This window comes from Actinomadura luteofluorescens, from assembly GCF_013409365.1.
GTDB lineage: Bacteria > Actinomycetota > Actinomycetes > Streptosporangiales > Streptosporangiaceae > Spirillospora > Spirillospora luteofluorescens.
Genome location: NZ_JACCBA010000001.1, coordinates 9,300,139 through 9,324,296, shown reverse-complemented (window position 1 = coordinate 9,324,296; position 24,158 = coordinate 9,300,139). Strand labels below are relative to the sequence as shown.

18 protein-coding genes are annotated in these 24,158 nt (G+C 75.6%); 7 read left to right on the top strand and 11 right to left on the bottom strand.

What is annotated here, in order from left to right; genetic code table 11:
• Window positions 1-88 precede the first annotated feature (88 nt).
• The 7 genes from BJY14_RS42845 to BJY14_RS42815 form a co-directional block, all read right to left on the bottom strand.
• Window positions 89-1,090, bottom strand: a complete 1,002-nt coding sequence (locus BJY14_RS42845) for a proline racemase family protein (protein WP_179848826.1) — start codon at window positions 1,088-1,090, stop codon at window positions 89-91.
• Window positions 1,090-2,019, bottom strand: a complete 930-nt coding sequence (locus BJY14_RS42840; protein WP_179848825.1) for a dihydrodipicolinate synthase family protein — start codon at window positions 2,017-2,019, stop codon at window positions 1,090-1,092. Before BJY14_RS42840 ends, BJY14_RS42845 begins: the two co-directional genes overlap by 1 nt.
• Entirely contained in the window at window positions 2,016-3,440 is a 1,425-nt protein-coding gene (locus BJY14_RS42835; protein ID WP_179848824.1) for an FAD-dependent oxidoreductase, read from the bottom strand. Before BJY14_RS42835 ends, BJY14_RS42840 begins: the two co-directional genes overlap by 4 nt.
• Window positions 3,437-3,745 carry a (2Fe-2S)-binding protein gene (locus tag BJY14_RS42830; RefSeq protein WP_179848823.1) on the bottom strand — a complete coding sequence of 103 codons (309 nt, stop codon included), beginning with the start codon at window positions 3,743-3,745 and terminating at the stop codon, window positions 3,437-3,439. Before BJY14_RS42830 ends, BJY14_RS42835 begins: the two co-directional genes overlap by 4 nt.
• Complete coding sequence (locus BJY14_RS42825) at window positions 3,742-4,902, bottom strand: NAD(P)/FAD-dependent oxidoreductase (protein ID WP_179848822.1); 1,161 nt, start codon at window positions 4,900-4,902, stop codon at window positions 3,742-3,744. Before BJY14_RS42825 ends, BJY14_RS42830 begins: the two co-directional genes overlap by 4 nt.
• A gap of 89 nt (window positions 4,903-4,991) precedes the next feature.
• Complete coding sequence (locus BJY14_RS42820) at window positions 4,992-5,582, bottom strand: helix-turn-helix domain-containing protein (protein WP_312879742.1); 591 nt, start codon at window positions 5,580-5,582, stop codon at window positions 4,992-4,994.
• A 96-nt stretch (window positions 5,583-5,678) separates the two neighbouring features.
• Entirely contained in the window at window positions 5,679-6,656 is a 978-nt protein-coding gene (locus BJY14_RS42815) for an ornithine cyclodeaminase family protein (RefSeq protein ID WP_179848820.1), read from the bottom strand.
• Window positions 6,657-6,834: 178 nt separating this feature from the next.
• On the opposite strand from BJY14_RS42815, the gene BJY14_RS42810 reads away from it, so the two are divergent.
• Genes BJY14_RS42810 through BJY14_RS42795 form a run of 4 tightly spaced genes read left to right on the top strand, consistent with a single transcriptional unit; the run spans window position 6,835 to window position 11,442 of the window.
• A complete protein-coding gene (locus tag BJY14_RS42810) occupies window positions 6,835-8,040 on the top strand; it encodes a branched-chain amino acid ABC transporter substrate-binding protein (protein WP_179848819.1) in 1,206 nt (401 codons plus the stop codon).
• Window positions 8,041-8,051: 11 nt separating this feature from the next.
• The gene (locus BJY14_RS42805; protein ID WP_179848818.1) at window positions 8,052-8,951 is read left to right on the top strand and encodes a branched-chain amino acid ABC transporter permease; all 900 of its coding nucleotides are present in this window, start codon (window positions 8,052-8,054) and stop codon (window positions 8,949-8,951) included.
• On the top strand, window positions 8,948-10,711 hold the full coding sequence (locus BJY14_RS46165) for a branched-chain amino acid ABC transporter ATP-binding protein/permease (protein ID WP_179848817.1): 1,764 nt from the start codon (window positions 8,948-8,950) through the stop codon (window positions 10,709-10,711). Before BJY14_RS42805 ends, BJY14_RS46165 begins: the two co-directional genes overlap by 4 nt.
• Window positions 10,708-11,442, top strand: a complete 735-nt coding sequence (locus BJY14_RS42795; RefSeq protein ID WP_179848816.1) for an ABC transporter ATP-binding protein — start codon at window positions 10,708-10,710, stop codon at window positions 11,440-11,442. Before BJY14_RS46165 ends, BJY14_RS42795 begins: the two co-directional genes overlap by 4 nt.
• Here the strand turns inward: BJY14_RS42795 and BJY14_RS42790 are convergent.
• Window positions 11,426-13,552 (bottom strand): thiamine pyrophosphate-dependent enzyme, encoded by a 2,127-nt coding sequence (locus BJY14_RS42790; protein WP_179848815.1) that lies wholly within the window; start codon window positions 13,550-13,552, stop codon window positions 11,426-11,428. The two genes, BJY14_RS42795 and BJY14_RS42790, sit on opposite strands and share 17 nt — an antisense overlap.
• Window positions 13,553-13,765: 213 nt before the next feature.
• Here BJY14_RS42790 and BJY14_RS42785 point away from each other — a divergent pair, with 213 nt between their 5' ends.
• From BJY14_RS42785 to BJY14_RS42775, 3 genes are read left to right on the top strand one after another with little or no spacing between them, the layout of a single operon-like run.
• Window positions 13,766-15,304 carry an aldehyde dehydrogenase family protein gene (locus tag BJY14_RS42785; RefSeq protein ID WP_179848814.1) on the top strand — a complete coding sequence of 513 codons (1,539 nt, stop codon included), beginning with the start codon at window positions 13,766-13,768 and terminating at the stop codon, window positions 15,302-15,304.
• A gap of 8 nt (window positions 15,305-15,312) precedes the next feature.
• The gene (locus tag BJY14_RS42780) at window positions 15,313-16,482 is read left to right on the top strand and encodes an NAD(P)/FAD-dependent oxidoreductase (RefSeq protein WP_312879741.1); all 1,170 of its coding nucleotides are present in this window, start codon (window positions 15,313-15,315) and stop codon (window positions 16,480-16,482) included.
• The gene (locus tag BJY14_RS42775; protein ID WP_179848813.1) at window positions 16,475-17,617 is read left to right on the top strand and encodes a Glu/Leu/Phe/Val family dehydrogenase; all 1,143 of its coding nucleotides are present in this window, start codon (window positions 16,475-16,477) and stop codon (window positions 17,615-17,617) included. Before BJY14_RS42780 ends, BJY14_RS42775 begins: the two co-directional genes overlap by 8 nt.
• On the opposite strand, the gene BJY14_RS42770 is transcribed toward BJY14_RS42775, so the two are convergent.
• The 3 genes from BJY14_RS42770 to BJY14_RS42760 all read right to left on the bottom strand — a co-directional run bounded on the left by BJY14_RS42770 (window position 17,595) and on the right by BJY14_RS42760 (window position 24,011).
• Entirely contained in the window at window positions 17,595-18,521 is a 927-nt protein-coding gene (locus BJY14_RS42770; protein WP_179848812.1) for a LysR family transcriptional regulator, read from the bottom strand. The two genes, BJY14_RS42775 and BJY14_RS42770, sit on opposite strands and share 23 nt — an antisense overlap.
• A 96-nt stretch (window positions 18,522-18,617) precedes the next feature.
• Window positions 18,618-20,675, bottom strand: coding sequence for a phenylacetic acid degradation bifunctional protein PaaZ (gene paaZ, locus BJY14_RS42765; protein WP_179848811.1), 2,058 nt, complete (start codon window positions 20,673-20,675; stop codon window positions 18,618-18,620).
• A gap of 120 nt (window positions 20,676-20,795) precedes the next feature.
• Window positions 20,796-24,011: a hypothetical protein gene (locus BJY14_RS42760; RefSeq protein WP_179848810.1), complete on the bottom strand. Its 3,216-nt coding sequence runs from the start codon at window positions 24,009-24,011 to the stop codon at window positions 20,796-20,798.
• Window positions 24,012-24,158 lie beyond the last annotated feature (147 nt).

Genomic DNA, 24,158 nt, shown 5'->3' with positions numbered 1-24,158 from the left:
TCCCGACTGGTGCAGGGGAATACCAAGGTGGGTGTGGAGCGGCGGTCAGGGCCGCCGTGCAGGGCTCGGGAAGAGCCGGCCGGCCCCCCTAGAGGACGAAGCCCTCGGGGAAGGGGTCGGCGGGGTCGAGCAGGTAGGTGGCGGTGCCGGTGATCCAGGCCCGCCCGGTGAACTCGGGGATCACCGCGGGCAGGCCGCCGGCCTCGGCGGTGCCGACCAGGCGCCCGGTGAACCGGGTGCCGATGAACGACTCGTTGACGAACTCGGTGTGCAGCGGCAGCTCGCCGCGGGCGTGCAGCTGCGCCATGCGGGCGGACGTGCCGGTGCCGCACGGGGACCGGTCGAACCAGCCCGGATGGATGGCCATCGCGTTGCGGGAGCGCTTGGCGTCCGACCCTGGCGCGAGGAACTGGACGTGCTTGCAGCCTCCGATCAGCGGGTCGGCGGGATGGACGGGGCGGTCGGTCCCGTTGATCGCCTCCATGATCGCGAGCCCGACCCGGAGGATGTCCTCCTTGCGGGCCCGGTCGAACGGCAGGCCGAGCGGCTCCAGGTCGGTGATGGCGTAGAAGTTGCCGCCGTAGGCCAGGTCGTAGCGGACGTCCCCGAGACCGGGCACCGTCACCACGGCGTCCTGCCGGAGCGCGAACGAGGCGACGTTGCGGAGCGTCACGTGCTCGGCGACGCCGTCGCGGACCGCGACGCGGGCCTCGACGAGACCGGCCGGGGTGTCCAGCCGCACGATCGTCTCCGGCTCGGTCACCTCCACCATCCCGGTCTCGACGAGGACGGTCGCCACGCCGATGGTGCCGTGCCCGCACATCGGCAGGAACCCGCTGACCTCGACGTAGACGACCCCCCAGTCGGCGTCCGGGCGGGTGGGCGGCTGGAGCAGGGCGCCGCTCATCGCGGGGTGGCCGCGCGGCTCGTCCACCAGGAAGCGGCGCAGCCCGTCCAGGTGCTCCACGGCGTGGCGGCGCCGCTCGGCCATCGTGGCGCCCGGGATGGGCGCGACGCCGCCGGTGACGACGCGCGTCGGCATCCCCTCGGTGTGGGAGTCGACCGCGCTGATCGACCGGGCCGAGCGCATCAGGCGGCCCGCCGCCGCGCGAGGGCCTCGATCGCGCGGTCCATGTCGGCGGTGACGGCGGCGCGGTGCTCGGGCACGAGGGGGCCGCGCGGCGGGCGGCAGGGGCCGCCGTACCGGCCGACCTGCTCCATGCCAAGCTTGATCGCCTGGACGAACTCGGTGCGCGAGTCCCAGCGGAACGCCGCGACCAGCGGCTCGTACAGGGCGCGGGCCTCCTCCAGCTTCCCGGCCGTGGCCAGCTCGAACAGCAGCGCCGACTCGGCGGGGAAGACGTTGGGGAAGCCCGCGAACCAGCCGGTCGCGCCCATGAGCAGCGCCTCCAGGGTGACGTCGTCGGCGCCGGCGACGACCTCCAGGCCCGGGGCCCGCTCCCGGATCTCCAGGACGCGGCGGACGTCGCCGGAGAACTCCTTGACCGCGACGACCCCGTCGATCTGGGCGATCTCGGCGAGCAGGTCCGGGGTGAGATCGACCTTGGTGTCGATGGGGTTGTTGTAGACCATGACCGGCAGGCCCACGGACGCGACGGCCTCGAAGTGCGCGATGATCTCGCCGCGGTTGGCCCGGTACATCGTCGGCGGCAGGCACAGCACGCCGTCGGCGCCGTCCTCCGCCGCGATCTGCGCCCAGTGCCGGGCCTGGTGGGAGCCGGGGCCGTGCACGCCGACCACGACGACGCCGTCCCGGCCGACCGCCTCGACGGCGGTGCGGGCGACGCGGCGGCGCTCGTCGTCGGTCAGCGAGGAGTACTCGCCGAGGGACCCGTTCGGGCCGACGCCCCGGCAGCCGTTGTCGACGAGCCAGCGGCAGTGCTCGGCGTACCGGTCGTGGTCGACGGCGAGCCCGGCGGGGGCGGCGGCGTCCTCGCGGTAGGGCAGGGCCGTCGCCACGATGACGCCGCCGAGGCTCAGGGGCTTGCTGTCGCTCATCGGGCGCTCTCTTTCTTGTCGGGTGTGTCAACTGGAGGGTTCGCGAGCTCGCCGAGCCGGATGGGCTGGGCGACGGGCCGGCGGTGGGGATCGCCTCCGCCCGCCCGGCCGCGGAGCAGTTCGGCGACCGTGGGGCCGCAGACGCGGGCCTGGCAGGGGCCGAGGCCGGCGCGGGTACCGAGCCTGACGGCGCGCGCGGAGCCGGCGGCCGCGCCGTCCGCGGCGTGCAGGAGGGTCCCGTAGTCGGTCTCCTCGCAGCGGCAGACGATCGTGTCGGGGCGCAGCCAGCCGGGCCACGCCGCGCCGACGGGGTGCGCGGCGGCGAGCCGTCCGGCGAACGCGCGCGCCCGGTCGCGGCGCCGGCGCAGGGCGGCGGCCGCGCGGTCGCCGGGGTCCCCTCCCCCGGCGGCCCAGCCGGCGAGCAGCCCCTCGGTGCGGGCCGCGGGCGCCCCGGCGATGCCGGTGATCTCCCCGGCGGCGTAGACGCCGGGGACGCTGGTGCGCTGATCGTCGTCGACGTCGGTGAACGCGCCGCCGCGCAGCCGGCAGCCCGCGGCGACGGGCAGTTCGAGCTGCGGGCTGAAGCCGTGGGTGACGCAGAGCGCGTCCACCGGGACGGTGCGCTCGGTGCCGGGCACGACCGACCAGTCGTGGTGGAGCCGCGCCGTGACCGCCTCTTCGACGCGCCCGTCGCCCCGGGCCTCGATCACGGCGCGGCCCGTCCGGTACGGGACGCGGTGCCGGGCCAGGAGCCCCGCGTACCCCGCGAGCTCCCCCGCCTTGCCCGCCTGCGCCGCCAGCTCCCACGGGCGCGCGGCCCAGCCGCGGGCGACGGTGGCGGCGGGGTTGGCCTCCAGCACCTCCAGGACGGTGGCGCCGGCCTCGATCAGCGACGCCGCGACCGGGAGCAGGAACGGTCCAGAGCCGGCGATCAGGACGGGGTCGCCGACGACCAGGCGCTCCCCCTTGGCCAGCGCCTGCGCCGCCCCGGCGGTGTAGACGCCGGGCAGCTCCCAGCCGGGGAACGGCAGGACGCGGTCGTGGGCGCCCGGCGCGAGCACCAGCCCGTCCGGGCGCAGGACGTGCCGTTCCCGTCCGGCGCCGTCGGCCTCACCTCGCAGCACGTGGACGTGCGGCGGCCCCTGTTCGGTGCGGTCGACGGACCAGACGGCGCTCTCGGGCCACCAGGCGCAGCGCGGATGGCCGAGCACGCGGTCGCGCAGCCGCTCGAAGCCGCGCCACCCGTGGTGCAGGCGGCCGGGGCGGGCGGCGCCGAACGCGGCGGGCGGCATCCGGTGGTACTGGCCGCCGGGGTCCTCGGCCGCGTCGAGCAGCGTGACCCGGGCCCCGGCCCGCAGCGCGCCCGCCGCCGCGCCGAGCCCCGCGGGCCCGGAGCCGACGACCACGACGTGCCGGCTCACCGGGCGTCCCGGGACTGGGTCGCGACGGCGTCGCCGTCGCGGGCGCGGCGGCGGCAGGCGCGCACGTCGCGGACGCCGTTGACGGTGAGGAGGCAGTCGAAGCAGGCGCCGATCCCGCAGAACACGCCGCGCGGGGCGCCGGAGGGGCCCCGCCGCCAGGTGCGCCGGCCGGCCGCCAGCAGCACTCCGGCGAGGGTCTGGCCGGCGACGCCGTCCACGGGCTCGCCGTCCACGGTGATCCGCAGCGGAACGTCGGGGCGGCGCCCCGTGCGGTCGCCGGCGGCGGGAACGAGTCGCGCGCTCATCGGGTCTCTCCTTCGCACTGGGCGGCGGGCCGGTCCGCGCGGAACGGCGCCGCGTCGATCGCGGGGGCGCGGCCGAGCATGAGGTCGCGCAGGACGGCGGCGGTCCCGGCGGACAGGCCGATCCCGGCGCCCTCGTGCCCCGTGGCGTGCCAGAGGCCCTCCAGGTGCGGGTCGGCGCCGATGACGGGCAGGTGGTCGTCGACGTACGGGCGGAACCCGCCGTAGGCGCGCATCACCGGTACCCCGGCCAGGGACGGGAAGAGCCGCAGCGCCTTGGCCGCGATGACCGACAGCACCTCGGGGCGGATCCGGTCGTCGAACCCGACCCGGCGGCGCGAGGAGCCGAGGAGGATCGTCCCGGCCCGGGTGGACTCGACGACGGCGGACGCCTGCAGGTCGCCGGCGCCGCTGCCGACCGCGCCGACGTAGTCGGCGTCGTAGACCTTGTGGAAGACGGTCGGCGGCATCGGCGCGGTCACCAGGACCTCGCCGCGGCGGGGCCGGACGCCGAGCCGGACGCCGAGCCGCGCGGCGACCTCCCCCGACCAGGGGCCGGCCGCGTTCACGACCGCGTCGGCCTCGATCGTCCCGCCGGAGGTGCGGACGCCGGTGATGCGGCCGTTGCGCCGGACCGCGCCGAGGACCTCGCATCCGGTGCGCAGGACCGCGCCGGCGCGCACGGCGGCGGCCAGCAGGGCGACGGCCGCCCCGGCGGGCTGGACCTGCGCGTCCTCGGGGTAGTGGACGGCCTTGGCGAAGTCGCGCGTCAGGTGGGGTTCGGCGGCGGCGAGGGCGGCGGCGTCCAGGTCATCGGCGGCGACCCCGGCCTCGCGCTGGGCGTCGGCGAACTCCGTCAGCGCCTCGGCGCCCGCCGGAGTGGTGGCGACGACGATGCCGCCCTTGGCGTCCCATTCGACGCCGCCGGCGTTCGGGTCGCCGTCCAGGATCGCGGGCCACAGCTCGCGCGAGAGCCGCGCCAGTTCGAGCTCCGGGCCCGGCCCCTTGTCGGAGACGAGGACGTTGCCCTCGCCGTGGGCGGTGGTCCCGGCGGCGGGCCCGCCCCGGTCGGCGACGGTGACCGCGCAGCCCGCCAGGGCCAGCTCGCGGGCGCAGGCCGCGCCGATGATCCCGGCGCCCAGCACCACGACCCGCGTCATCGACCCTCCCGTTCGCCGTTCGTTAAACCGAACGATTCCGAGAGTAGGCGCGTCCCGCGCGCGCTGTCAACGCGCGGGTGGAACCGGATTCAGGGGGTTTCGACCAGATGGGACGGAGTTCCGGGCGAGGCGTGAAGCCGCTGGTCAGCGCTGTACTGGAGCAGCAGGACAGACCGGACGGGCCCCTCGACTGCGGTGTAGCTGTGCGGCAGGCGCGCGTCGAAGCCGACGTAGTCGCCCGGCCCGAGCTCCACGTGCCGGTCGTCCACCCGAACGGCGAGCCGCCCGGACTGGACGATCGTGTGCTCCATCCCCACGTGGCCGAGCGAGTCCTGCCGGCGTCCGGCCCTGACCTGCTGGTCGTACACCTCGAACATGGCGCCGCCGGACTCGATGCCGCGCAGCGGCCGCAGGTCGACGCCCTCCCCGCTCAGCACCTCCACCTCCGCCGCCCGCACCACCGTGAGCCCGGACGGCTCCTGGCGGTCGAGCAGGTCGGAGATGGGGACCTCCAGCGCGCGCGACAGGCTGAACACGGTCTCGATCGTGGGGTTGCCGGCGCCCGCCTCCAGCTGGGACAGCGTCGCCTTGCCGATCTTCGATCGGCGGGACAGCTCCGACAGCGACAGGCCGAGCTCCAGCCGCGCCCGGCGCAGGTTGCCGGCCAGCACGTCCCGCACCGATTCCCCTGACGCCCCCACGCTCCCGCCCCTCGTCCGCTCGCTCGCTCACGTTCGCTCTATCGAACGGCCAGTGTACTCGGCGGCCCGGAGGGGTCAGAGCTCCACGAGCGTGCCGGCGCCGGCCGCGCGGGCCCGGTCGACGATGACGGACGCCGCCGCCGCGTCCTGCACGCCGAGGCCGACGCTGTTGTAGAAGACGATGTCGGATCCGGAGCGGCGCCCGGCGGCAAGGCCGGCGACGACCGGGCCCAGGGGCCGCACCCGGCCGGGGTCCAGCTCGCCCGCGCGCACGGCGGCGACGACGGGGCCGGCGTGCTCCAGGGCGGTCGCCACGTCGTCCACCACCACCGAGGCGGCGCGGGCGAGGACCTCGCCGTCCACCTCGGCCCGGTCCGGCGCGAACGATCCGACGCTCACGACCGTGCACCCGGCGCCGAGCCACGCGCCGAGGACGACCGGCTCGGCACTGGTGGTGGCGGTGACGACGATCTGCGCGCCCCGGACCGCCTCGCGGGCGGACGCCGCCGCCGCGACCGGCAGCTCCAGCTCCCGCGCGAGCCCGGCGGCGACGGTGCAGGTGCCGGGATGGCGGCAGGCCATCGCCACCTCGGCGAGGGGACGCACCGCGGCCATCGCGCGCACGTGCGCGCGGCCCTGGACGCCGCAGCCGACGACCGCGAGGCGGGAGGCCTCCCGCGGCGCGAGATGGTCGGCCGCCACCGCGCTCGCCGCCGACGTGCGCAGCGTCGTCACGGCCTCGCCCTCGATGATCGCGACGGGCCGGCCGTCCACCGGGTCCTGGACGGTCACCAGCGCCGCCACGGTCGGCAGGCCGCGCGCGGCGTTGCCCGGGTTGACGCTCCCGAACTTGGCGACGGCGCCGGCGCCGGGCAGGCGGGAGACGTAGCCGAAGGCGACGTCGCCGTCCGGACCGTCCAGCAGCACCCGCGGCGCGAGCCGCGCCCGCCCGCGGCCGAGCGCGCCGAACGCCTCCCGCTGCGAGGCGATCGCGGCGGGCAGGTCGAACACCGCGCGCACGTCGGCCGCGGACAGCAGCAGGACACCGGCCATGGGGAGATCCTTTCCAGGCCGCCGCCGCGCTGTCGAGTGGCGAAAGGGCAAGCGGTCCTTACCGATCAGTGCATGAGATCGCATGCTTGCCCGTCTCGACGCCCGTGCCGCGGCGTTTCACGCTTTCACCATCCCGGACCACGAGGACCTGCCGGCCACGAGCGACGGAGAGCCGCCGATGACCCCACTGACCCCGCGGGACCGCGGACGCCGGTTCCGGATGCTCACCGCGGCGGGCGCCGGCCTGCTGCTCGTCCCGCTCGCCGCGGCCTGCGGGTCGGGCGGCTCCGGCGGCTCGGGCGCCATCAAGATCGGCGTCCCGGCGCCGCTGAGCGGCGACTCGGCCTCGGCGGGGCAGGACATCCTCGCCGCGGCCAAGGTCGCCGCCGACGAGATCAACAAGGCCGGCGGGGTGGACGGCCGCAAGATCCAGATCGTGGAGGCCGACGACCAGTGCAGCGCCCAGCAGGGCGCGCAGGCCGCGCAGAAGCTGCTCAACAGCGGGGTCGTGGCGGTCGCCGGCGGGTACTGCTCGGGCGCGGCGGTGCCCGCGATCCCGATCTACGGCAGGCGCGGCGTCCCGTTCGTGATGGACGCCTCCACCAACCCCTCCCTCACCGACAGCGGCAAGGGCAAGGTGTTCCGCACCTGCGGGCGCGACGACAACCAGGGCCTCGTCGCCGCCAGGTTCATGACCGGGCCGCTCGGCGCCAAGCGGATCGCGCTGCTGCACGACAACACCACCTACGCCAAGGGCCTCGCGGACGCGGCGGCGAACTCGGCGCGGCAGGCGGGCGGCCAGGTCGTCTACGAGAACGCGCTGCAGCCCGGCCAGTCCGACTACGGCCCCGTCCTGACGAAGATCGCCTCGACGCGGCCGGACGTGCTGTACTTCACCGGCTACTTCGCCGAGGCGGGCCTGCTGATGAAGCAGCGCAAGCAGCTCGGGCTGAGGTTCACGCTCATGGGCGGGGACGCCACCACCGACTCCACCGTGCTGAAGACGGCCGGAGCCGCGGCCGGCGGCTACATCGCGACCACCGCGCCGCTGGCCAAGGACCTGCCCGCCGCCGCGGCGTTCGTCTCGGCGTACAAGGCCGCGAACCACGCCGACCCCGGGCCGTTCTCGGTGTACGAGTACGACGCGGTGAAGGTCGTCGCGAAGGCCATCGACGACGCGGGGTCCACCCGGGGCGCCGCGATCACCGAGGCCCTCCACAAGATCAAGGGCTTCCCGGGCATCACCGGGCCCATCACGTTCGACGCCAAGGGCGACCGGACCGACCCGCTCTACATCACCGTCCAGGTCCAGGGCGGCGCGTTCACCGCCTACAAGAAGCTCGACGAGAGCGGCGCCACCTGGGTGGACGCCAAGACCTCCTGATCAGGGGCCCGATGAGCGAATTCGTCCAGTACCTCGTGAACGGCCTGACGATCGGGGCGTTCCTCGCGCTGATCGCGCTGGGCTACTCGATGATCTACGGGGTCGTCCGGCTGATCAACTTCGCGCACGGCGACGTGTTCATGATCGGCGCGTTCGCCGGGTTCGGGACGCTGACCGCGCTCGGCGCGACCGGCGGGATGGCGCTGCCCGCCATCCTCGCCGCCGTCGTGGTCGGCGCCCTGACCACCGGCGTCGTCGGCACCGGCATCGCCAGGGCCGCCTACGTGCCGCTGCTGTCGTCGCCGCGGCTGGCGCTGCTGATCGCCGCGATCGGGGTGTCGCTGGCGCTGGAGGAGGGGGTCAAGGTGCTCACCGACGCCCGGTTCAAGTCCTACCCGCACGCGCTGGACGGCGGCCGGATCCTCAGCGGCGCCGTCCACGTCACCTGGGGGCAGCTCGTCCTGGTCGTGCTGTCGGTGGCGCTGATGGCGGCACTGTGGCTGTTCGTCACCCGCACCGTGACGGGGACCGCGATGCGCGCGCTGGCGATGGACCGCGACGCGGCGCGGCTCCAGGGGATCAACGTGGAGCGGTTGATCCTGACGACGTTCTTCATCGGGTCGCTGCTGGCGGGCGCGGCCGGCGTCATGTACGGGCTGTACTACGTGCAGATCAGCTTCGGCATGGGTTTCCTCATCGGCCTGCGCGCGTTCACCGCCGCGGTGCTCGGCGGCATCGGCAACCTGCCGGGGACGATGGCCGCGGGCGTGTGCATCGGCCTCGTCCAGTCGTTCTCCGCCGGGTACGTCTCGTCCCGCTGGACGGACGTCATCATCTTCGGGCTACTGATCGCGGTGCTGGCGCTGAGACCCACCGGCCTGTTCGGCGAGCGCGTCGTGGAGCGCGCGTGAGGGCGCGGGCGGCGCTGCCCGCGGGCGGTGGGACGGCCGTCCGGTACGGCGGCTGGCCGCTGCTCATCGCGCTGGCGCTGGTCGCCGGGCAGACCCTCGACGACTACGCGCTCACCGTCGCCGGGACGATCCTGGTCTACGCGATCCTCGGACTCGGGATCAACATCGTCGTCGGGTACGCGGGCCTGCTCGACCTCGGGTTCGCGGCGTTCTTCGCGATCGGCGCGTACGCCTCCGGGCTGCTGACGCTGAAGCTGGGGTGGGACTTCTGGGCGACGCTGCCGGTCGCGGTGGCCGCCGCGGCGGTGGCCGGGGTGGTCATCGGGTACCCGACGCTGCGGCTGCGCAGCGACTACCTCGCGATCGTCACGCTCGGCTTCGGGGAGATCATCCGGATCACGGTGGTCAACCTGGAGGTCACCGGAGGCCCGAACGGGCTGACCGGGATCCCCCCGGTGACGGTCGGCGGGCGGGAGATCGTCACGCCGGGGGCCTTCTTCCACCTCGCGCTCGCCTTCTTCGCCGTCGTGCTGGCGGCGACGGCGCTGCTGGCCCGGTCGCGGCTCGCCTTCGCGTGGCGCGCCGTCCGGGCCGACGACACCGCCGCCGAGGCGGTCGGCGTCCCGGCGCGGCGGGTGAAGCTGCTGGCGTACGTGCTCGGCGCGATGACCGGGGCCGTCGCGGGCCCGCTCAACGCCGCGCAGCTCGGCACCGTGGACCCCTCCAGCTTCACGTTCCTGACCTCGCTGATGATCCTGCTCGTGGTGATCATCGGGGGGATGGGCAGCCGGCCCGGCGTCATGGTCGGCGCCGTGGTGATCGTCGGGCTGCCGGAGGTGCTGCGGACCGTCCAGGAGTACCGGGGGCTGTTCTTCGCCCTGCTGCTCATCGCGATCGTGCTCCTGCGGCCGCAGGGCGTATGGCCCTACCGGCCGCGCCGCCTGCGGCTCCCGGCGCGGCCGGGCCCCGCGCCCGAGCCGCCGGCCGCGCGGGACACGGTGCTGGAGGTGGACGGCCTGACCCGGCGCTTCGGCGGCGTCACGGCCGTGGACGGGCTCGCCCTGCGCGCCGACGCCGGCCAGGTCGTCAGCGTGATCGGCCCGAACGGCGCCGGCAAGACGACCGCGTTCAACTGCGTCACCGGCATGATCGCGCCCTCGGCCGGGACGGTCGTGCTCGCCGGGCGGGACGTGCGCGGCCTCCCCCCGCACCGGGTCGCCGCCGCCGGCCTCGCGCGCACGTTCCAGAGCATCCGGCTGTTCGAGGAGATGACCGTCGCCGAGAACGTGCTGATCGGCCGGTTCGCCCGCGACCGGGCCCTGCTGCGGCCGCTGTCGCGCGCCGACCTCGACGCGGTGCGCCGCTGCCTGGACTTCGTCGGGCTGCTGGAGGCCGCCGACCGCCCGGCGGGCGGGCTCGCCTACGGCGACCGGCGCCGGCTGGAGATCGCGCGGGCGCTCGCGGGCGACCCCCGCGTGCTGCTGCTGGACGAGCCCGCCGCGGGCGCGAACCCGACCGAGAAGCGGGCGCTGATGGGGCTGATCTCCCGTATCGGCGCGCTCGGCGCCGCCGTGGTGCTGATCGAGCACGACGTGGCGCTGGTCATGTCGATCTCCGACCGGGTGACGGTGCTGGAGCACGGGCGGACGATCGCGGTGGGGCCGCCGGCGGAGATCCAGGAGGACCAGCGGGTCGTCGCCGCCTACCTCGGCGTGCCGGACGACCCGGAGACCGACCTCGTCTCGGAGGTGCTGCGGTGACGCTCCTGCGGGTGAGCGACCTGCGCAGCAGGTACGGCCAGGTCGAGGCGCTGTCGGGGATCTCCTTCGAGGTCGGCGAGGGCGAGATCGTCGCGCTGCTCGGCAGCAACGGCGCCGGCAAGACCACCGCGCTGCGGACCGTGACGGGCCTGCACCGGGCCCGGTCCGGGCGGGTCGAGTTCGACGGCCGCGACATCACCAGGCTCGCCGCGCACCGGGTCGTCGCGGCGGGGCTCGGGCACGTCCCGGAGGGGCGGCGCGTGTTCCCCGCGCTGAGCGTCGCCGAGAACCTGCTGCTCGGCGGGTACCTGCGGCGCCGCGACCGGGCCCTCGTCGCCGCCCGCCGGGAGGAGGTCTACGCCATGTTCCCGCGCCTCGGGGAGCGCCGCGGGCAGCCCGCGGGGCTGCTGTCGGGCGGCGAGCAGCAGATGCTCGCGATCGGCCGGGCGCTGATGCTGCGGCCGCGCCTGCTCGCCCTGGACGAGCCGACGATGGGGCTGGCGCCGCGGACGGCGCAGCAGGTGCTGCGGGTCGTGCGGGAGATCCGCGACCAGGGCGCCACGATCCTGATCGTCGAGCAGAACGCCCACCAGACGCTCCGCCTCGCCGACCGCGCCTACGTCCTGGAGACCGGCCGGATCGTGCTGGACGGCCCGGCGTCCGCGCTCGCCCGGGACGACCGGGTGAAGGCCGCCTACCTGGGCGGCGACCCCGTCATCGAGGCGACGTGAGAAGCCTCCGCGCCGCCTCCTCGATCGCGGCCTCCGACAGCAGGACGTGGTAGGCGGCGTCTCCCAGGGGGATGAAGCTGTCCTCGCTCGTGACCCTGGCAGCGCGCCCCGGGAAGCCGGCGTCGGCGAGCGCGGTCAGGACGCCCTCGGAGACGCCCCCGGTGCGGCGCGTCTCGTCCGCGACCAGGACCGCGCCGGTGGCGCGGGCCTCGCGCAGTAGATCCTCGACCGGGAGCGGGGCCAGCCAGCGCAGGTCGAGCACCCGGCACCGGACGCCCCCGGCCTCCAGGCGGCGGGCCGCCCGCAGGCTCATCCGCAGGCCGTTGGCGAAGGTGACGACGGTGAGGTCGCCGCCGTCACCGTAGGTGCGGGCGCGCCCGATCGGGACCGTGCCGCCGGCCGGGGCCAGCCACCCGCCGTCGCCGTCCTCGTGCAGGTCGCGGGCGTGGTAGAGCGCGATCGGCTCCAGCATCGCGCACACGCGTCCCTCGTGCTCGGCGGCGTCCGCGCACGCGCGTAGCATCCCCGCGGCGTCGTCGGGCCGGGACGGTGACGCGATGACGAGCCCCGGGATGTCGCGCAGCGCGGCGACGGCGTTGTCGTTGTGGAAGTGGCCGCCGAACCCCTTCTGGTAGGCGTAGCCCGCGATCCGCACGACCATCGGGTTGCGGTACCGCCCGGAGGAGAAGAACGGCAGCGTCGCCGCCTCGCCCCGGAGCTGGTCGGCGGCGTTGTGCAGGTAGGCGAGGTACTGGATCTCCGGGACCGGCAGCATCCCGGAGATCCCGAAGCCGAGCGCGAGGCCGAGGATCGACTGCTCGTCCAGGATCGTGTCGAACACCCGCGCCGCCCCGGCCCTCTTCACCAGCCCGCGCGTGACCCCGTAGACGCCGCCCTTGCGCGCCACGTCCTCGCCGAAGACGAGCATGCCGGGCCGCTCGTCCAGCAGCTCGCCGAGGGTCCGGTTGATCGCCTGAGCCACCGTGACCGGCTCCCCGTCCGCGCGACGCGCCCTCCCGCCGGGGCGGGGGTACCGGAGGGGCGCCATGACCTGCGGGGCGGACGCCAGGCGCGGGGCCCCCGCGACCTTCTCGGCCAGCGCCGTGACCTCCGCGCGTTTGGCCTCGTAGAGGCCGACGATGTCCCGCGCGGTCGCGGCGCCGCGGTCGACGAGGAGGCGCGCGGTCCGCAGGAGCGGGTCCCGCTCCAGGTCGGACGCCATCTCGGCGGGGGTCCGGTACGACGACTCGACGTCGGAGCCGGCGTGGCCCATCAGGCGGACGGTCCGCAGGTGCAGGAACGCGGGACGGCGGCGTTCGCGGACCCAGCCCGCCGCCCGCGCCGCAGCGGCGTGGGCGTCGGCGAGGTCGCAGCCGTCCGCGGGGAAGTAGGCGAGGCCGGGCCGCGAACCGTAGGCGGCCTCGATCCAGCCGGGCGCCGTGGGGACGCTGATCCCGATCCCGTTGTCCTCGCAGACGAGCAGGAGCGGCAGGGGAAGGCCCTGGTAGCCGCAGTTGACGGCCGCGTTGACGGCGCCCGCGGCGGTGGAGTGGTTGGCGGAGGCGTCTCCGAAGCTGCACACGGTGACGGCGTCGCGCGGCCACGGCGAGTCCAGGCCCAGCCGGGCGGCGCGTTCGATCGCGAAGGCCACGCCGAGCGCGCGCGGCAGGTGCGAGGCGATGGTGGACGTCTGCGGGATCACGTTGAGCGGACGGCTGCCGAACACCTTGTGGCGTCCGCCCGCGATCGGTTCCTCGGCGGCGGCGACCAGCCCGAGGAGGACGTCGCGGAGCGGGTTCCTGCCGGGTACCTGGCGCGCCCGCTCCAGGAAGAACGCGCCCGACCGGTAGTGCAGGAGCGCCGGGTCGTCCGGGCGGAGCGCGCCCGCGACGGCCGCGTTCCCCTCGTGGCCCGAGGAGCCGATCGTGTAGAAGCCGTGGCCCTGCGCCTGGAGGCGTCGGGCGGCGAGGTCGAGGTGCCGGCTGCCGAGCTGCGCGTCGAACAGCTCCAGGCAGCGCTCGGCGTTGGGCGCGCCCGGCGGGGCGGGCGCACCGGACGGCACCAGGGTCGCGGCCGTCTCGAGGAAGTGGACGTCGGCGGGCTCGGGCATGCGGGCTCCTGCGTGCGGATCGGGACGCGTGTCGAGCATCGTCCGCGCCCCCGGGCGCGGCCAAGCCGGGCGAGGCCGCGAACCGGTGGGGAGTTGGCCAAGGATCGCTTAACGACGCCTCCGGGGGAGGCTCAGCCCGGCTTGGCCTCGCGGTAAGGAGGCCGCGCTCTGCCCGATCTTGGCGCGGGAGGGCGGCCCGTTCAGGCTGGGAACGTGCTCACCTCCGTCATCGGCGGCGCCCGGATCCCGGCGGGGCCGCGCTCGTACCGTTCCACCGACCCGTCCCGCACGTCCGAGACGGTCGCCGAGGTGTCCCTCGCGGAGGCCGGCGACCTCGTGCGCGCCTGCCGGGCCGCCCGCGAGGCGCAGGACGCCTGGCGGGACGTGCCGGCGCCCGTCCGCGGGCAGGTGGTCGCCGCGGTCGGCCGGCTCGTCGAGGCCAACAAGGCGGCCCTCGCGGCGATCGTCACCCGCGAGGTCGGCAAGCCCCGCGCCGAGGCGCTCGGCGAGGTCCAGGAGATCGCCGACACCTGCGCGTTCTTCCTCGGGGAGGGGCGGCGGCTGTACGGGCAGACCGTCCCGTCCGAGATGCCCGACAAGCAGCTGTTCACCTTCCGGGACCCGGTCGGCGTCGTCACCGTCGTCACGGCGGGGAACTTCCCGGTCGCGGTGCCGTCCTGGTACATCGTCCCGGCGCTGCTGTGCGGGAACGCGGTGGTGTGGAAGCCCGCCGAGTACGCGGCGGCCTGCGCCGACGCGTTCTACGAGCTGTTCGCGCACGCGGGACTGCCGGACGGCGTCCTCAACGTCGTCCACGCCGACGGCCCCGAGACCTTCCGCGGCCTCGAGCGGGCGCTGGACGAGGGACTGGTCGACAAGGTCGGCTTCACCGGCTCCACGGAGGTCGGGTCGCGGATCGGGGAGCTGTGCGGCCGCCACCTCCAGACGCCGTGCCTGGAACTCGGCGGCAAGAACCCGATGGTCGTCGCCGAGGACGCCGACCTCCCGCTCGCCGTCCAGGGCGCCCTGTTCTCGGGGTTCGGGACGGCCGGGCAGCGCTGCACCTCCCTCGGGACCGCGATCGTCCACGAGTCGGTGCACGCCGAGTTCGTGCGGCTGCTGGACGAGGCGACGCGGGCCGCGGCCGTCGGCGACCCGGCGGGCGACGTGCTGTTCGGGCCGCTGATCAGCGAGCGGTTCGCGGACGGCTTCGAGAAGGTCCTCGGCTGGATCGGGCCGGGCCACACCGTGCACGGGTCGTCCGCCACCGGGCGGATCACGGCGGCCGCGCCGCGGGAGGGCTTCGCCGGAGACCCCGAGGCGGGGCTGTTCTACCATCCGGTGATCGTCGACTGGGTGGGGCCCGGCGACGAGCTGTTCATGAACGAGACGTTCGGGCCGATCATCGGCGTGGCCCGCTACCGGACCCTGGACGAGGCGATCGCCCTCGCCAACGCCCCCGGCTACGGCCTGTCCGCGTCGATCTACACCGCCGACCCGGCGAAGGTCTTCGCGTTCCGGCGGCGGATCTCCGCCGGGATGGTGAGCGTCAACAACTCCACCTCGGGCGCGGAGGCGCACCTGCCGTTCGGCGGGAACGGGCGTTCGGGCAACGGCAGCCGCCAGTCGGGCATGTGGGTGCTGGACCAGTTCACCCGCTGGCAGTCCATGAACTGGGACACCTCGGGACGGCTGCAGAAGGCGCAGATGGACGTCCTGGAGATCGCCCCCGACCTCGGCTTCCGGCTGTAGGGGCCGGCGTGGGGAGCGACACGGGGAGCGGAGCGGAGACCGAGGCCGACGTCGTCGTCATCGGCGGCGGCGTGATGGGCACGAGCATCGCGTTCCACCTCGCGGAGGCGGGCGTGCCGCGCGTGGTGCTCGTCGAGCGGGACGCGCTCGGATCGGGCTCGACGTGCAAGGCGGCGGGCGGCGTGCGCGCCCAGTTCTCCGACGAGGTCAACATCCGGCTCGGCGCCCGCAGCCTGGAGGCGTTCACCCGGTTCGGCCGCCGTCCCGGCCAGGAGATCGACCTGCGCCGGGTCGGGTACCTGTTCCTGCTGTCGCGGCCCGAGGACGTCGCGGCGTTCGAGGCGGGCGTCGCCCTGCAGAACGACCTGGGCGTCCCGAGCCGGATGGTCCCGGTCGCGGAGGCCTGCCGGCTGTCGCCGCTGATCGTCCCCGACGGGCTGCTGGCCGCCGCGTTCTCCCCCGACGACGGGCACTGCACGCCCGAGTCGGTCGTCCTCGGGTACGCGACGGGCGCCCGCCGGCACGGCGCGCGGATCCTCACCGGCTGCGAGGTCGTCGGCATCGAGACCGGCGGCGGCGAGATCAGGGCCGTGCGGACCTCGCGGGGGCGCATCCGCACGCCCGCCGTCGTCTGCGCGGCCGGAGCCTGGTCGGCGGCGGTCGGGCGGATGGCGGGCGTCGACCTGCCGGTCGAGCCGCTGCGCCGCCAGATCGTCTTCACCGAGCCGCTCCCGGACCTGCCGCGCCCGGTGCCGATGACGATCGACTTCACGACGTCGTTCTACTTCCACGCCGAGGGCGAGGGACTGATGCTCGGCATGTCCGACCCCGACGAGCGGCCCGGCTTCCTGCTGAACCGGTCCGACGCGTGGCTCCCCCGGCTCAGCGAGGCGATCGGCGCCCGCGCGCCGAGCCTGCTCAACGCGGGGCTGACGGGCGGCTGGGCGGGCCTCTACGAGGTGACGCCCGACCACAACGCGCTCATCGGCGAGGACGCGTCGGTGCCGCGGTTCCTCTACGCGACCGGCTTCTCCGGGCACGGCTTCCTGCAGGGCCCGGCGGTCGGCGAGGTCGTCCGCGACCTGTACCTCGGCCGCGCCCCCTTCACCGACGTCGCCCCCCTGCACGCCGCGCGGTTCGCCGGCGACGCCCTCCGCCCGGAGATCAACCGTGTCTGACGTGCTCGCGCTGATGGACGAGTGGGGCCCCGAGCGGGTCGTGTGCGTCTCCGACGCCCGGACCGGGATGCGGGGCGTGCTCGTCATCGACAACACCGCCCGCGGCATGGGCAAGGGCGGCATGCGGATGAGCCCATCGGTGACGGTCGCGGAGGTGGCGCGGCTCGCCCGGGTCATGACCTACAAGTGGGCGGGCGTCGACCTGTTCTTCGGCGGCGCCAAGGCCGGGATCGCGGCGGACCCGGCGTCGCCGGACCGGGAGGCGGTCCTGCGCGCGTTCGTGCGGGCGCTGTCGCAGGAGATCCCCCAGCGGTACGTGGCGGGCCTCGACATGGGCCTGTCGGAGCGGGACGCGGCGATCGTCCAGGACGAGCTGGACGACCGGGGCGCGGCCGTCGGCACCCCGCACGTCCTCGGCGGCATGCCCTACGACGAGCTGGGCGTGACCGGCTTCGGGGTCGCGGAGGCCGCCGACGCCGCCGCCCAGCACGCCGGGACGTCCCTGCGGGGCGCGCGGGTCGCGGTGCAGGGGTTCGGCGCGGTCGGGCACGCGGCCGCGCGGCGCCTGCACGAGCTGGGCGCGGCCGTCGTCGCGGTCTCGACCGTGCACGGCGCGCTGCACGACCCGGACGGCCTGGACGTCGCGCGGCTCCTCGCCCTGCGCGCGGAGGCGGGCGACGCGGCGGTGCGGGAGTACGGCGGGCGGCTCCTGGCGCCCGGCGCCGAGCTGTCGGTCCCCGCCGACGTCCTCGTCCCGGCCGCGCTGCAGGACGTCATCGACGAGGAGGCGGCGGCGAACGTCCGGGCGGCGATCGTGGTGGAGGGCGCGAACCTGCCCACCGGCCGGGCGGCGCAGCGCGTCCTCGCCGAGCGGGGCGTGACGGTCGTGCCGGACTTCGTCGCCAACGCGGGCGGCGTCGTCGCGGCGGGGTTCGCGATGGACGCCCGCTACTCGGCGTTCCGCCCCGACACCGGCGCGGTGTTCGCGGCGGTCTCGGCGAAGATGCGCGACAACACCGCCCGGGTCCTCGACGCCGCCCGGGCACAGGGCACGACGACGCACGAGGCCGCCGTCGCGCTCGCGCAGGAACGCGTCCGCGCCGCGATGGAGCTCAAGGGCCGGTGGCGCCGCTGACCTCGCTCTGGACGCCCCGGGCGACCTCGATGAGGCCGCGCATGGCGTCCTTGACGAGCGGGTTGGTGTTGGTGGCGCGGCGCAGCACGGTGACGTGCCGCCGCGGGCTGCGGCGGCTGAGCCGCAGCGTCCTCAGCCCCGGCGCCGGCACGCAGCCGAGCGCCGGGACGAGCGCGATGCCGAGCCCGCACCCGACCAGCCCGCACACCACGGCGTAGTCGTTGCTGCGGAACGCGATGTCGGGGACGAACCCGGCGGTGCCGCACAGCCGCAGCAGCGCCTGCGCGCCCGCGCTCTCGGGACGGCTCGCGATCCACGTCTCCGACCGCAGGTCCCGCAGCCTCACGGTGCGTCCCGCGGCGAGCGGGTGGTCCCGGGGGACGCACAGCACCAGATTCTCGTCCATCACCGGCGTCTCCACGATCTGGTCGGGCCAGGTGCGCGGGAACAGGTCGTACCGGTAGGCGAGCTGGAGGTCGAGGTCGCCGTCGAGCAGCTCGGGCAGCAGCTCGTCCGGCTCCCCCTCCGCCAGCGTGATGTCGATGCCGGGCCGCACCCGCGACAGCTCCGCCAGCACCCGCGGCAGGATGCGGGCGCTGGCGGTCGGGAAGCTGCCGAGCTGCAGGGCGCCGCGCTCGCCGCTGGCGACCGTGCGCAGCTCCCGCTCCAGGGTGTCGAGGGCCGACAGCACGTCGTTGCCCTTGCTGACCATCAGGAACGCGGCGCTCGTCGGGCGCACGCTGCGCGCCCGCCGCTCGAACAGCACCAGGCCGCAGGCGCGCTCCAGCGCGGCGATCTGCTGGGAGACGGCGGACGCGGTGTACCCGAGGTTGCGGGCCGCGTCCGCGAACGAGCCGGTGCGGACGACCTCGCGCACCGTCTGGATGTGCAGGGGACTGATCATGGGCGCACCCCGTTCGGCGGTGAACGTGACCGTCTCCCCCGCAGACGCCTCCCTCCATGCGTATCATCCCGCGGTCCGGCTCCCCAGACCCGAAGATCAGTCGTGCCGCGGGCGCTTGGCCACCAGGGTCAGGACGTCGTACTTGGCGACCGAGGCGCCCTCCTGGTTCGTGACGTCGGTGTCCCAGCGGACCTCGCCGTAGTCGGCGCCCTCGCGCGGCGTGATCTGCTTGGCCGTGAGGGTGACGGTCAGCTCGTCGCCCGGCTTGACGGGCGTGAGGAACCGGAGGTTCTCCAGGCCGTAGTTCGCCAGGACGGGCCCCGGCGACGGCTCCACGAACAGCCCGGCCGCGAACGACACGACGAGGTAGCCGTGCGCGACGCGCCCGCCGAAGAACGGGTTCGCCCTGGCGGCGTCCTCGTCCGTGTGGGCGTAGAAGGTGTCGCCGGTGAACTCGGCGAAGTGCTCCACGTCGGCGAGGGTGACGACGCGCGGGCCGCCGACGGCGGTGTCACCGACGCTCAGCTCCTCCAGGTGCTTGCGGAACGGGTGCACGTCGGTGACGGTCCGGTCGGTGCCGGGGACCCAGCGCCCGGTGATGGAGGTGAGCATCGCGGGCCCGGCCTGGACGGCGGTGCGCCGCATGTGGTGCACCACCCCGCGGATCCCGCCCATCTCCTCCCCGCCGCCGGCGCGCCCGGGGCCGCCGTGGACGAGCGAGGGCAGCGGCGAGCCGTGCCCGGTCGACTCCTTGGCGTCCTCGGCGTTCAGCACGAGCAGCCGGCCGTGCCACGGCGCGGCGCCGAGCACCACCGTCCGGGCGAACTCCGCGTCGCCGGTCACGACCGACCCGGCGAGGCTGCCGCGCCCGCGCGCGGCCAGCTCGACCGCCTGCTCGGCGCCCTCGTACGGCATCAGGGTGCTGACCGGGCCGAACGCCTCGACCTCGTGCGGCTCGGCGCGGCCGGCGTCGTCGGCGCGCAGCAGCACCGGGGAGATGAACGCGCCGCGCTCGGCGTCGGCGCCCACGACCTCGACCCGCTCGGGGTCGCCGAACACGACGCGGCCGGCGTCCGTGAGGGCCTTCAGCGAGCGCCGCACCTCCTCGCGCTGGTCGAGCGTGGCGAGGGCGCCCATCCGCACCGACGGGTCGGACGGGTTCCCGATCGTGACCTTCGCGAGCCGCTCCCGGACGGCCTCGGCGACGTCGTCCATCAGCCCGGCGGGGACGAGCGCCCGGCGGATCGCCGTGCACTTCTGGCCCGCCTTCACGGTCATCTCCGTGGCGAGCTGCCGGACGTACAGGTCGAACTCCTTCGTGCCGGGCGTCGCGTCCGGCCCGAGGACGGAGCAGTTCAGCGAGTCGGCCTCGGCGTTGAACCGCACCGCGTTCCCCACGATGACGGGGTGGGTGCGCAGCAGCCGGGCCGTGGACGCCGACCCGGTGAACCCGACGATGTCCTGCTCGGTGAGGTGGTCGAGCAGGTCGCGCGGCTCGCCGCAGACCATCTGCACCGAGCCCTCGGGCAGGATCCCGGCCTCGACGACCAGCTCGACCAGCCGGGCGGTCAGGTAGGCGGTCTGGCTCGCCGGCTTGATCAGGCTCGGCATCCCCGCGAGGAACGCGGGCGCGAACTTCTCCAGCGGACCCCACACCGGGAAGTTGAACGCGTTGATCTGCACCGCGACGCCGCGCGACGGCGTGCACAGGTGCTGCCCGACGAACGTCCCGCCCTTGCCGAGCGGCTCCACGTCGCCCTCGACCAGCACCGTGTCGTTCGGCAGCTCCCGCTTGCCCTTGCTCGCGTAGGCGAACAGGACGCCGATGCCGCCGTCCACGTCGAACTTCGAATCGTTCAACGTCGCGCCCGTCCTGGCCGACAGGGCGTACAACTCCTCGCGGTGCTCCCGCAGATGGGACGCGAGCGCCTTCAGCAGGGCCGCGCGCTGGTGGAACGTCAGCTCCCTCAGCACCGGGCCGCCGACCGAACGCCCGTACTCCAGGGCGGCGCCCATGTCGACCCCCGCCGAGGATATCCTGGCGACCTCCTCGCCGGTGACGGCGTCGTGCAACGGCGCCCCCTCGTCCTCCGGGGCACGCCAGGAACCCGACACGTAACTGCGCAGCACGACCACTGGGACCTCCTTGTCCATACTCAGACCATTCTTGCCACTTCACAGCCCCCTTCACCCTCGCAGACATGACAGTCGGGACCCCGGTCCTTTGTGTACTCCCGCACCGCCGCCGCACGCCACCGCCGACTGTGACGCAGGTCACGCGGTGATGACGTCCCATGCGTCCTGGCGGACCTCCACGTGGGGGGACCGGCGCAGCCCGTCCAGGAGGCCGCGCCATTCGCCGGTCCATCCGGCGGCCAGGCCGCCCCTGCGGACGACCCCGACGGCGAGCAGGTGCGAGGCCACGTCGTCGCGTCCGGTGAGGGCGCGGGCGGCGGGCAGGAGCCGGTCCGGGGCGCCGATCCCCCGCCTCCTCGGGCCGCCCAGCGCGTGGTCCAGCCGCCGGTCGGCGACCCTGGAGGCCAGGACGGGGCGGCCGCGGAGCAGGGCGGCCAGGTCCGCGAGCTCTTCGGCGATCCGCTCGGCGGAGGCGTCGTCGACGTTCAGGCGGGCCGACAGGAGCGCGACGTCCACGGCGCCGGCCAGGTGGAGGGGATGCTCGGCGAGCATCGCCACCACGCGGCGGGCGAGCGGCGCGTTCGGGTGCCCGGCGGGCAGGCCGCCGATCACATGGGCCACGGCCGCGATCCGCGACCGCGCGCGCTTGCCCGGCTCCGCGGCCAGCAGGGCCGACAGCACACCGAGCGCCTCCTCCGCCACCGAGCCCGCCCGCACCAGGGCGTTGAGGACGGGCAGCTCGTCGTCCCCGGCAGGGTCGGCGGGATCGGCGACGGCCGCGAGGACGGCCTCGTGGTCGCCGGTGTACCAGCGCACCCAGGCCGCGAACGCCTTGGACGCCCGGAACCGGACGCCGGGGCCGTCCGCCGCCACACCGAGCCTGCGGACCAGCGCGGCGTAGGCGGGACGGTGCGCGGGCGCGTACTCCGCGGGCTTGGCCTGGAGGAGCATGCGAAGCAGCGGCTCCGAGGAGTACGGCCCGGCGGCGGCGTCCAGCGCGGCGAACGCGCGGAGGTCCTCCGGCATCCGTCGGAGCGCCGCCGCGACCGCGACGCGGACGTCCCGGTGGAGGCGGGGGTCGTCCCACGCGTGCAGCAGGGCCTCCGCCGCCCCCGGGACGCGCATCCGTTCGATGAGGCGGGCCGCCTGCTTCCGGACGGCCACCGTGCCGTCCGGGCCGGTCAGCGCCTCCGCCAGGGCCGGACCGAGGCGGGACGGCGGGACGGCGGCGGCCACCCGCGCCAGCGCCGCCACCGCGACCGCCGATCGCCGTCCCCTGGCGTGGCGCAGGAGCACCGCGAGGGTCTCGGCCGGGCGGTCCGAGGCCGCCATCGCCTCCAGAGCGGCCTCGGCGAGGCCAGGCTCGTCCCCGTCGGCCCGGGCGGCGAGGTCGTCGAGGCCGCCGGGGAGCCGTCCGAGCGAGGCGACGGCGGTGATCCTGGCGCCGACCGGTCCCGGCGCCGAGGCCAGGAGTTCCCGCACGCGCCCGACCTGGCCAGGTGTCCAGCGGCCGGGTTGCTGCGGCTGGATCGCCGGGATCCCGCCCGGGTCCCCGAACCTGCCCGGCCGCGCGCGCTCCAGCGCGGGCAGGAGCAGATCGGTGCGGCGGCCGGCGACGACGCGCCAGACCTCGGGCAGGGCGATCGCGGAGGCGTCGGCGGCCGCCAGCTCCGCGGCGCGCCGTTCGCGCCGCGCCGGGTCGGCCAGCCACAGCGCCGCGGCCTCTCGGGCGAGCGGCTCGGGCGCCTCGCGGACCGCCGTCCGCAGCCGGTCCTGGAGGTCCGCCAGCGCGAACGCCCGCCGTCCGAGGGCCCGGGCAAGCGCGACGACCACCTCGTGGTCATCCGGCTCGGGGCGCAGGACGGCGAACAGCTCGCGCTCCCGGCCGCGGGGAAGCACGCGGTCGAGGCGGTGGCCGTCGAGCGCCTCCGTCCCCCGCCGGGCCACGAGGAGGGCGTAGGCGCCGAGCGCCCACCGCAGGAGCGCGGGCTGCGCCGAATGGGCGAGGACGCGGTCCGCCAGATCGCGCAGCCCCCGCCGGGTGGCCGGGGAGGAGTCCCGCGCGCCGACGGACGCGGCGGCGATCTCCTCCAGCGGCTCGGCGAACGCGTCGTCCAGGAGGTGGACCTCGACGGAGGCCAGGGCGGCCACGAGCTCCGCCCGTAGCGGATCCCGTTCGTTGCGCGTGCGGCGTGCGAGTTCGACGACGAGGTCGCGCAGGGGCGCCGCGCCGCCGGTGCGGGCGGTCGCCTCGACCAGGAGGGTGCGGGCGAGCCCGCGCAGCCGGGGGTCCCCGCCGAGCGCCGCCTCCCTCAGCGGCCCGGCCGCCTCCGCGTACGGGAGATGGGCCGTGAGCTTCAGCGGTATCCCGGGGTCGTCCAGCCGGGATCGCGGCGAGTGCCACACCGAGCCGTGCCAGTCGAGCATCCGGCGAGCCTCTCCGGCCGCCCGGTCCGGGGGCAGGAGGGCGAGCAGCGGCAGCGCCGCCAGGCCCGGGTGCCCATCTCCTTGCGCGAGGTCGTAGACCTCGGCCCGGCGGCCCGGCGGGACGTGCGCGAGGAGCTCGCGCAGCGAGTGCGGGTCGGACGGAACGAACTCCTGGAGCTCCTCTGCAGGCAGGCGGCCCACGTGCTCGAAGTACGCGGCCGGGAACCGGTTCCAGAGGCCCGCTCGCCGCACCACCCGCGCTGCCCTGACCGGGTCGAACCTGAACAGGGCCGGGAAGCAGGTGCTCGGCAGCCGCGTCAGCGCCAGGCGGCGGCCGTTGGCCTCGAGCAGTTCCAGAACCCCGGCCGGATCATGGCGGACCAGCGCCGGGAGGCCGGCCCTGCACCGCCTCCACCAGGACCATCCGCGCGCATGGTCGCGGCCGCGGGCGAGGAAGGCCCCGGGATGGCGTTCGGCCAGGGCGCGCCACGCGGTGACCGCGTGCTCCAGATCGGGCAGGAGCCGCGCGGCCGTCTCGCTCGTGCAGGCCGGCAGGAGGGCCGCGGCTTCGCGGTCGCCCCAGCGTTCGCGGACGTCCGGCAGGAGCCGGTCGGCGAGCGCCGCGCGGCGGGAGTGACGGAGCGTCCTGTAGAGCGCGCGGCGCAGGTCGGCGGGCGCGTCGTCCAGCACCGCCGCCGCGGCGTCGTCGGAGACGGGCAGCGTGCGGACGGCCCGCAGGGCGGCGCGGCGCAGCGCCATGTCGGGACCCGCGAGGACGCGTTCCAGGTACGGGAGATCGCGCGCTGCCAAGGCGATGTGCAGGGCGGTCCGGCGTTCGCAGGGCCCGCGAGCCGAAAGGTCGGCGAGGGCCTCGCGGAGTTCGGGGGTCCCGGCGGCGCGGCGGGCCCGCAGGGCGAGCTCCCGCATGCGGCGCGGGTACGGCAGGGCTTCGAGGGCCGGTTCCCAGACCGGCTCGGCGGGGCTCAACGGCCCGGGCGGCGACCGCCCTTCCTGAAGATCATGTGCCGATGATGGCGGACCGGCGGCGCGTTCGGCAAGCCATGTGTCCTGAAA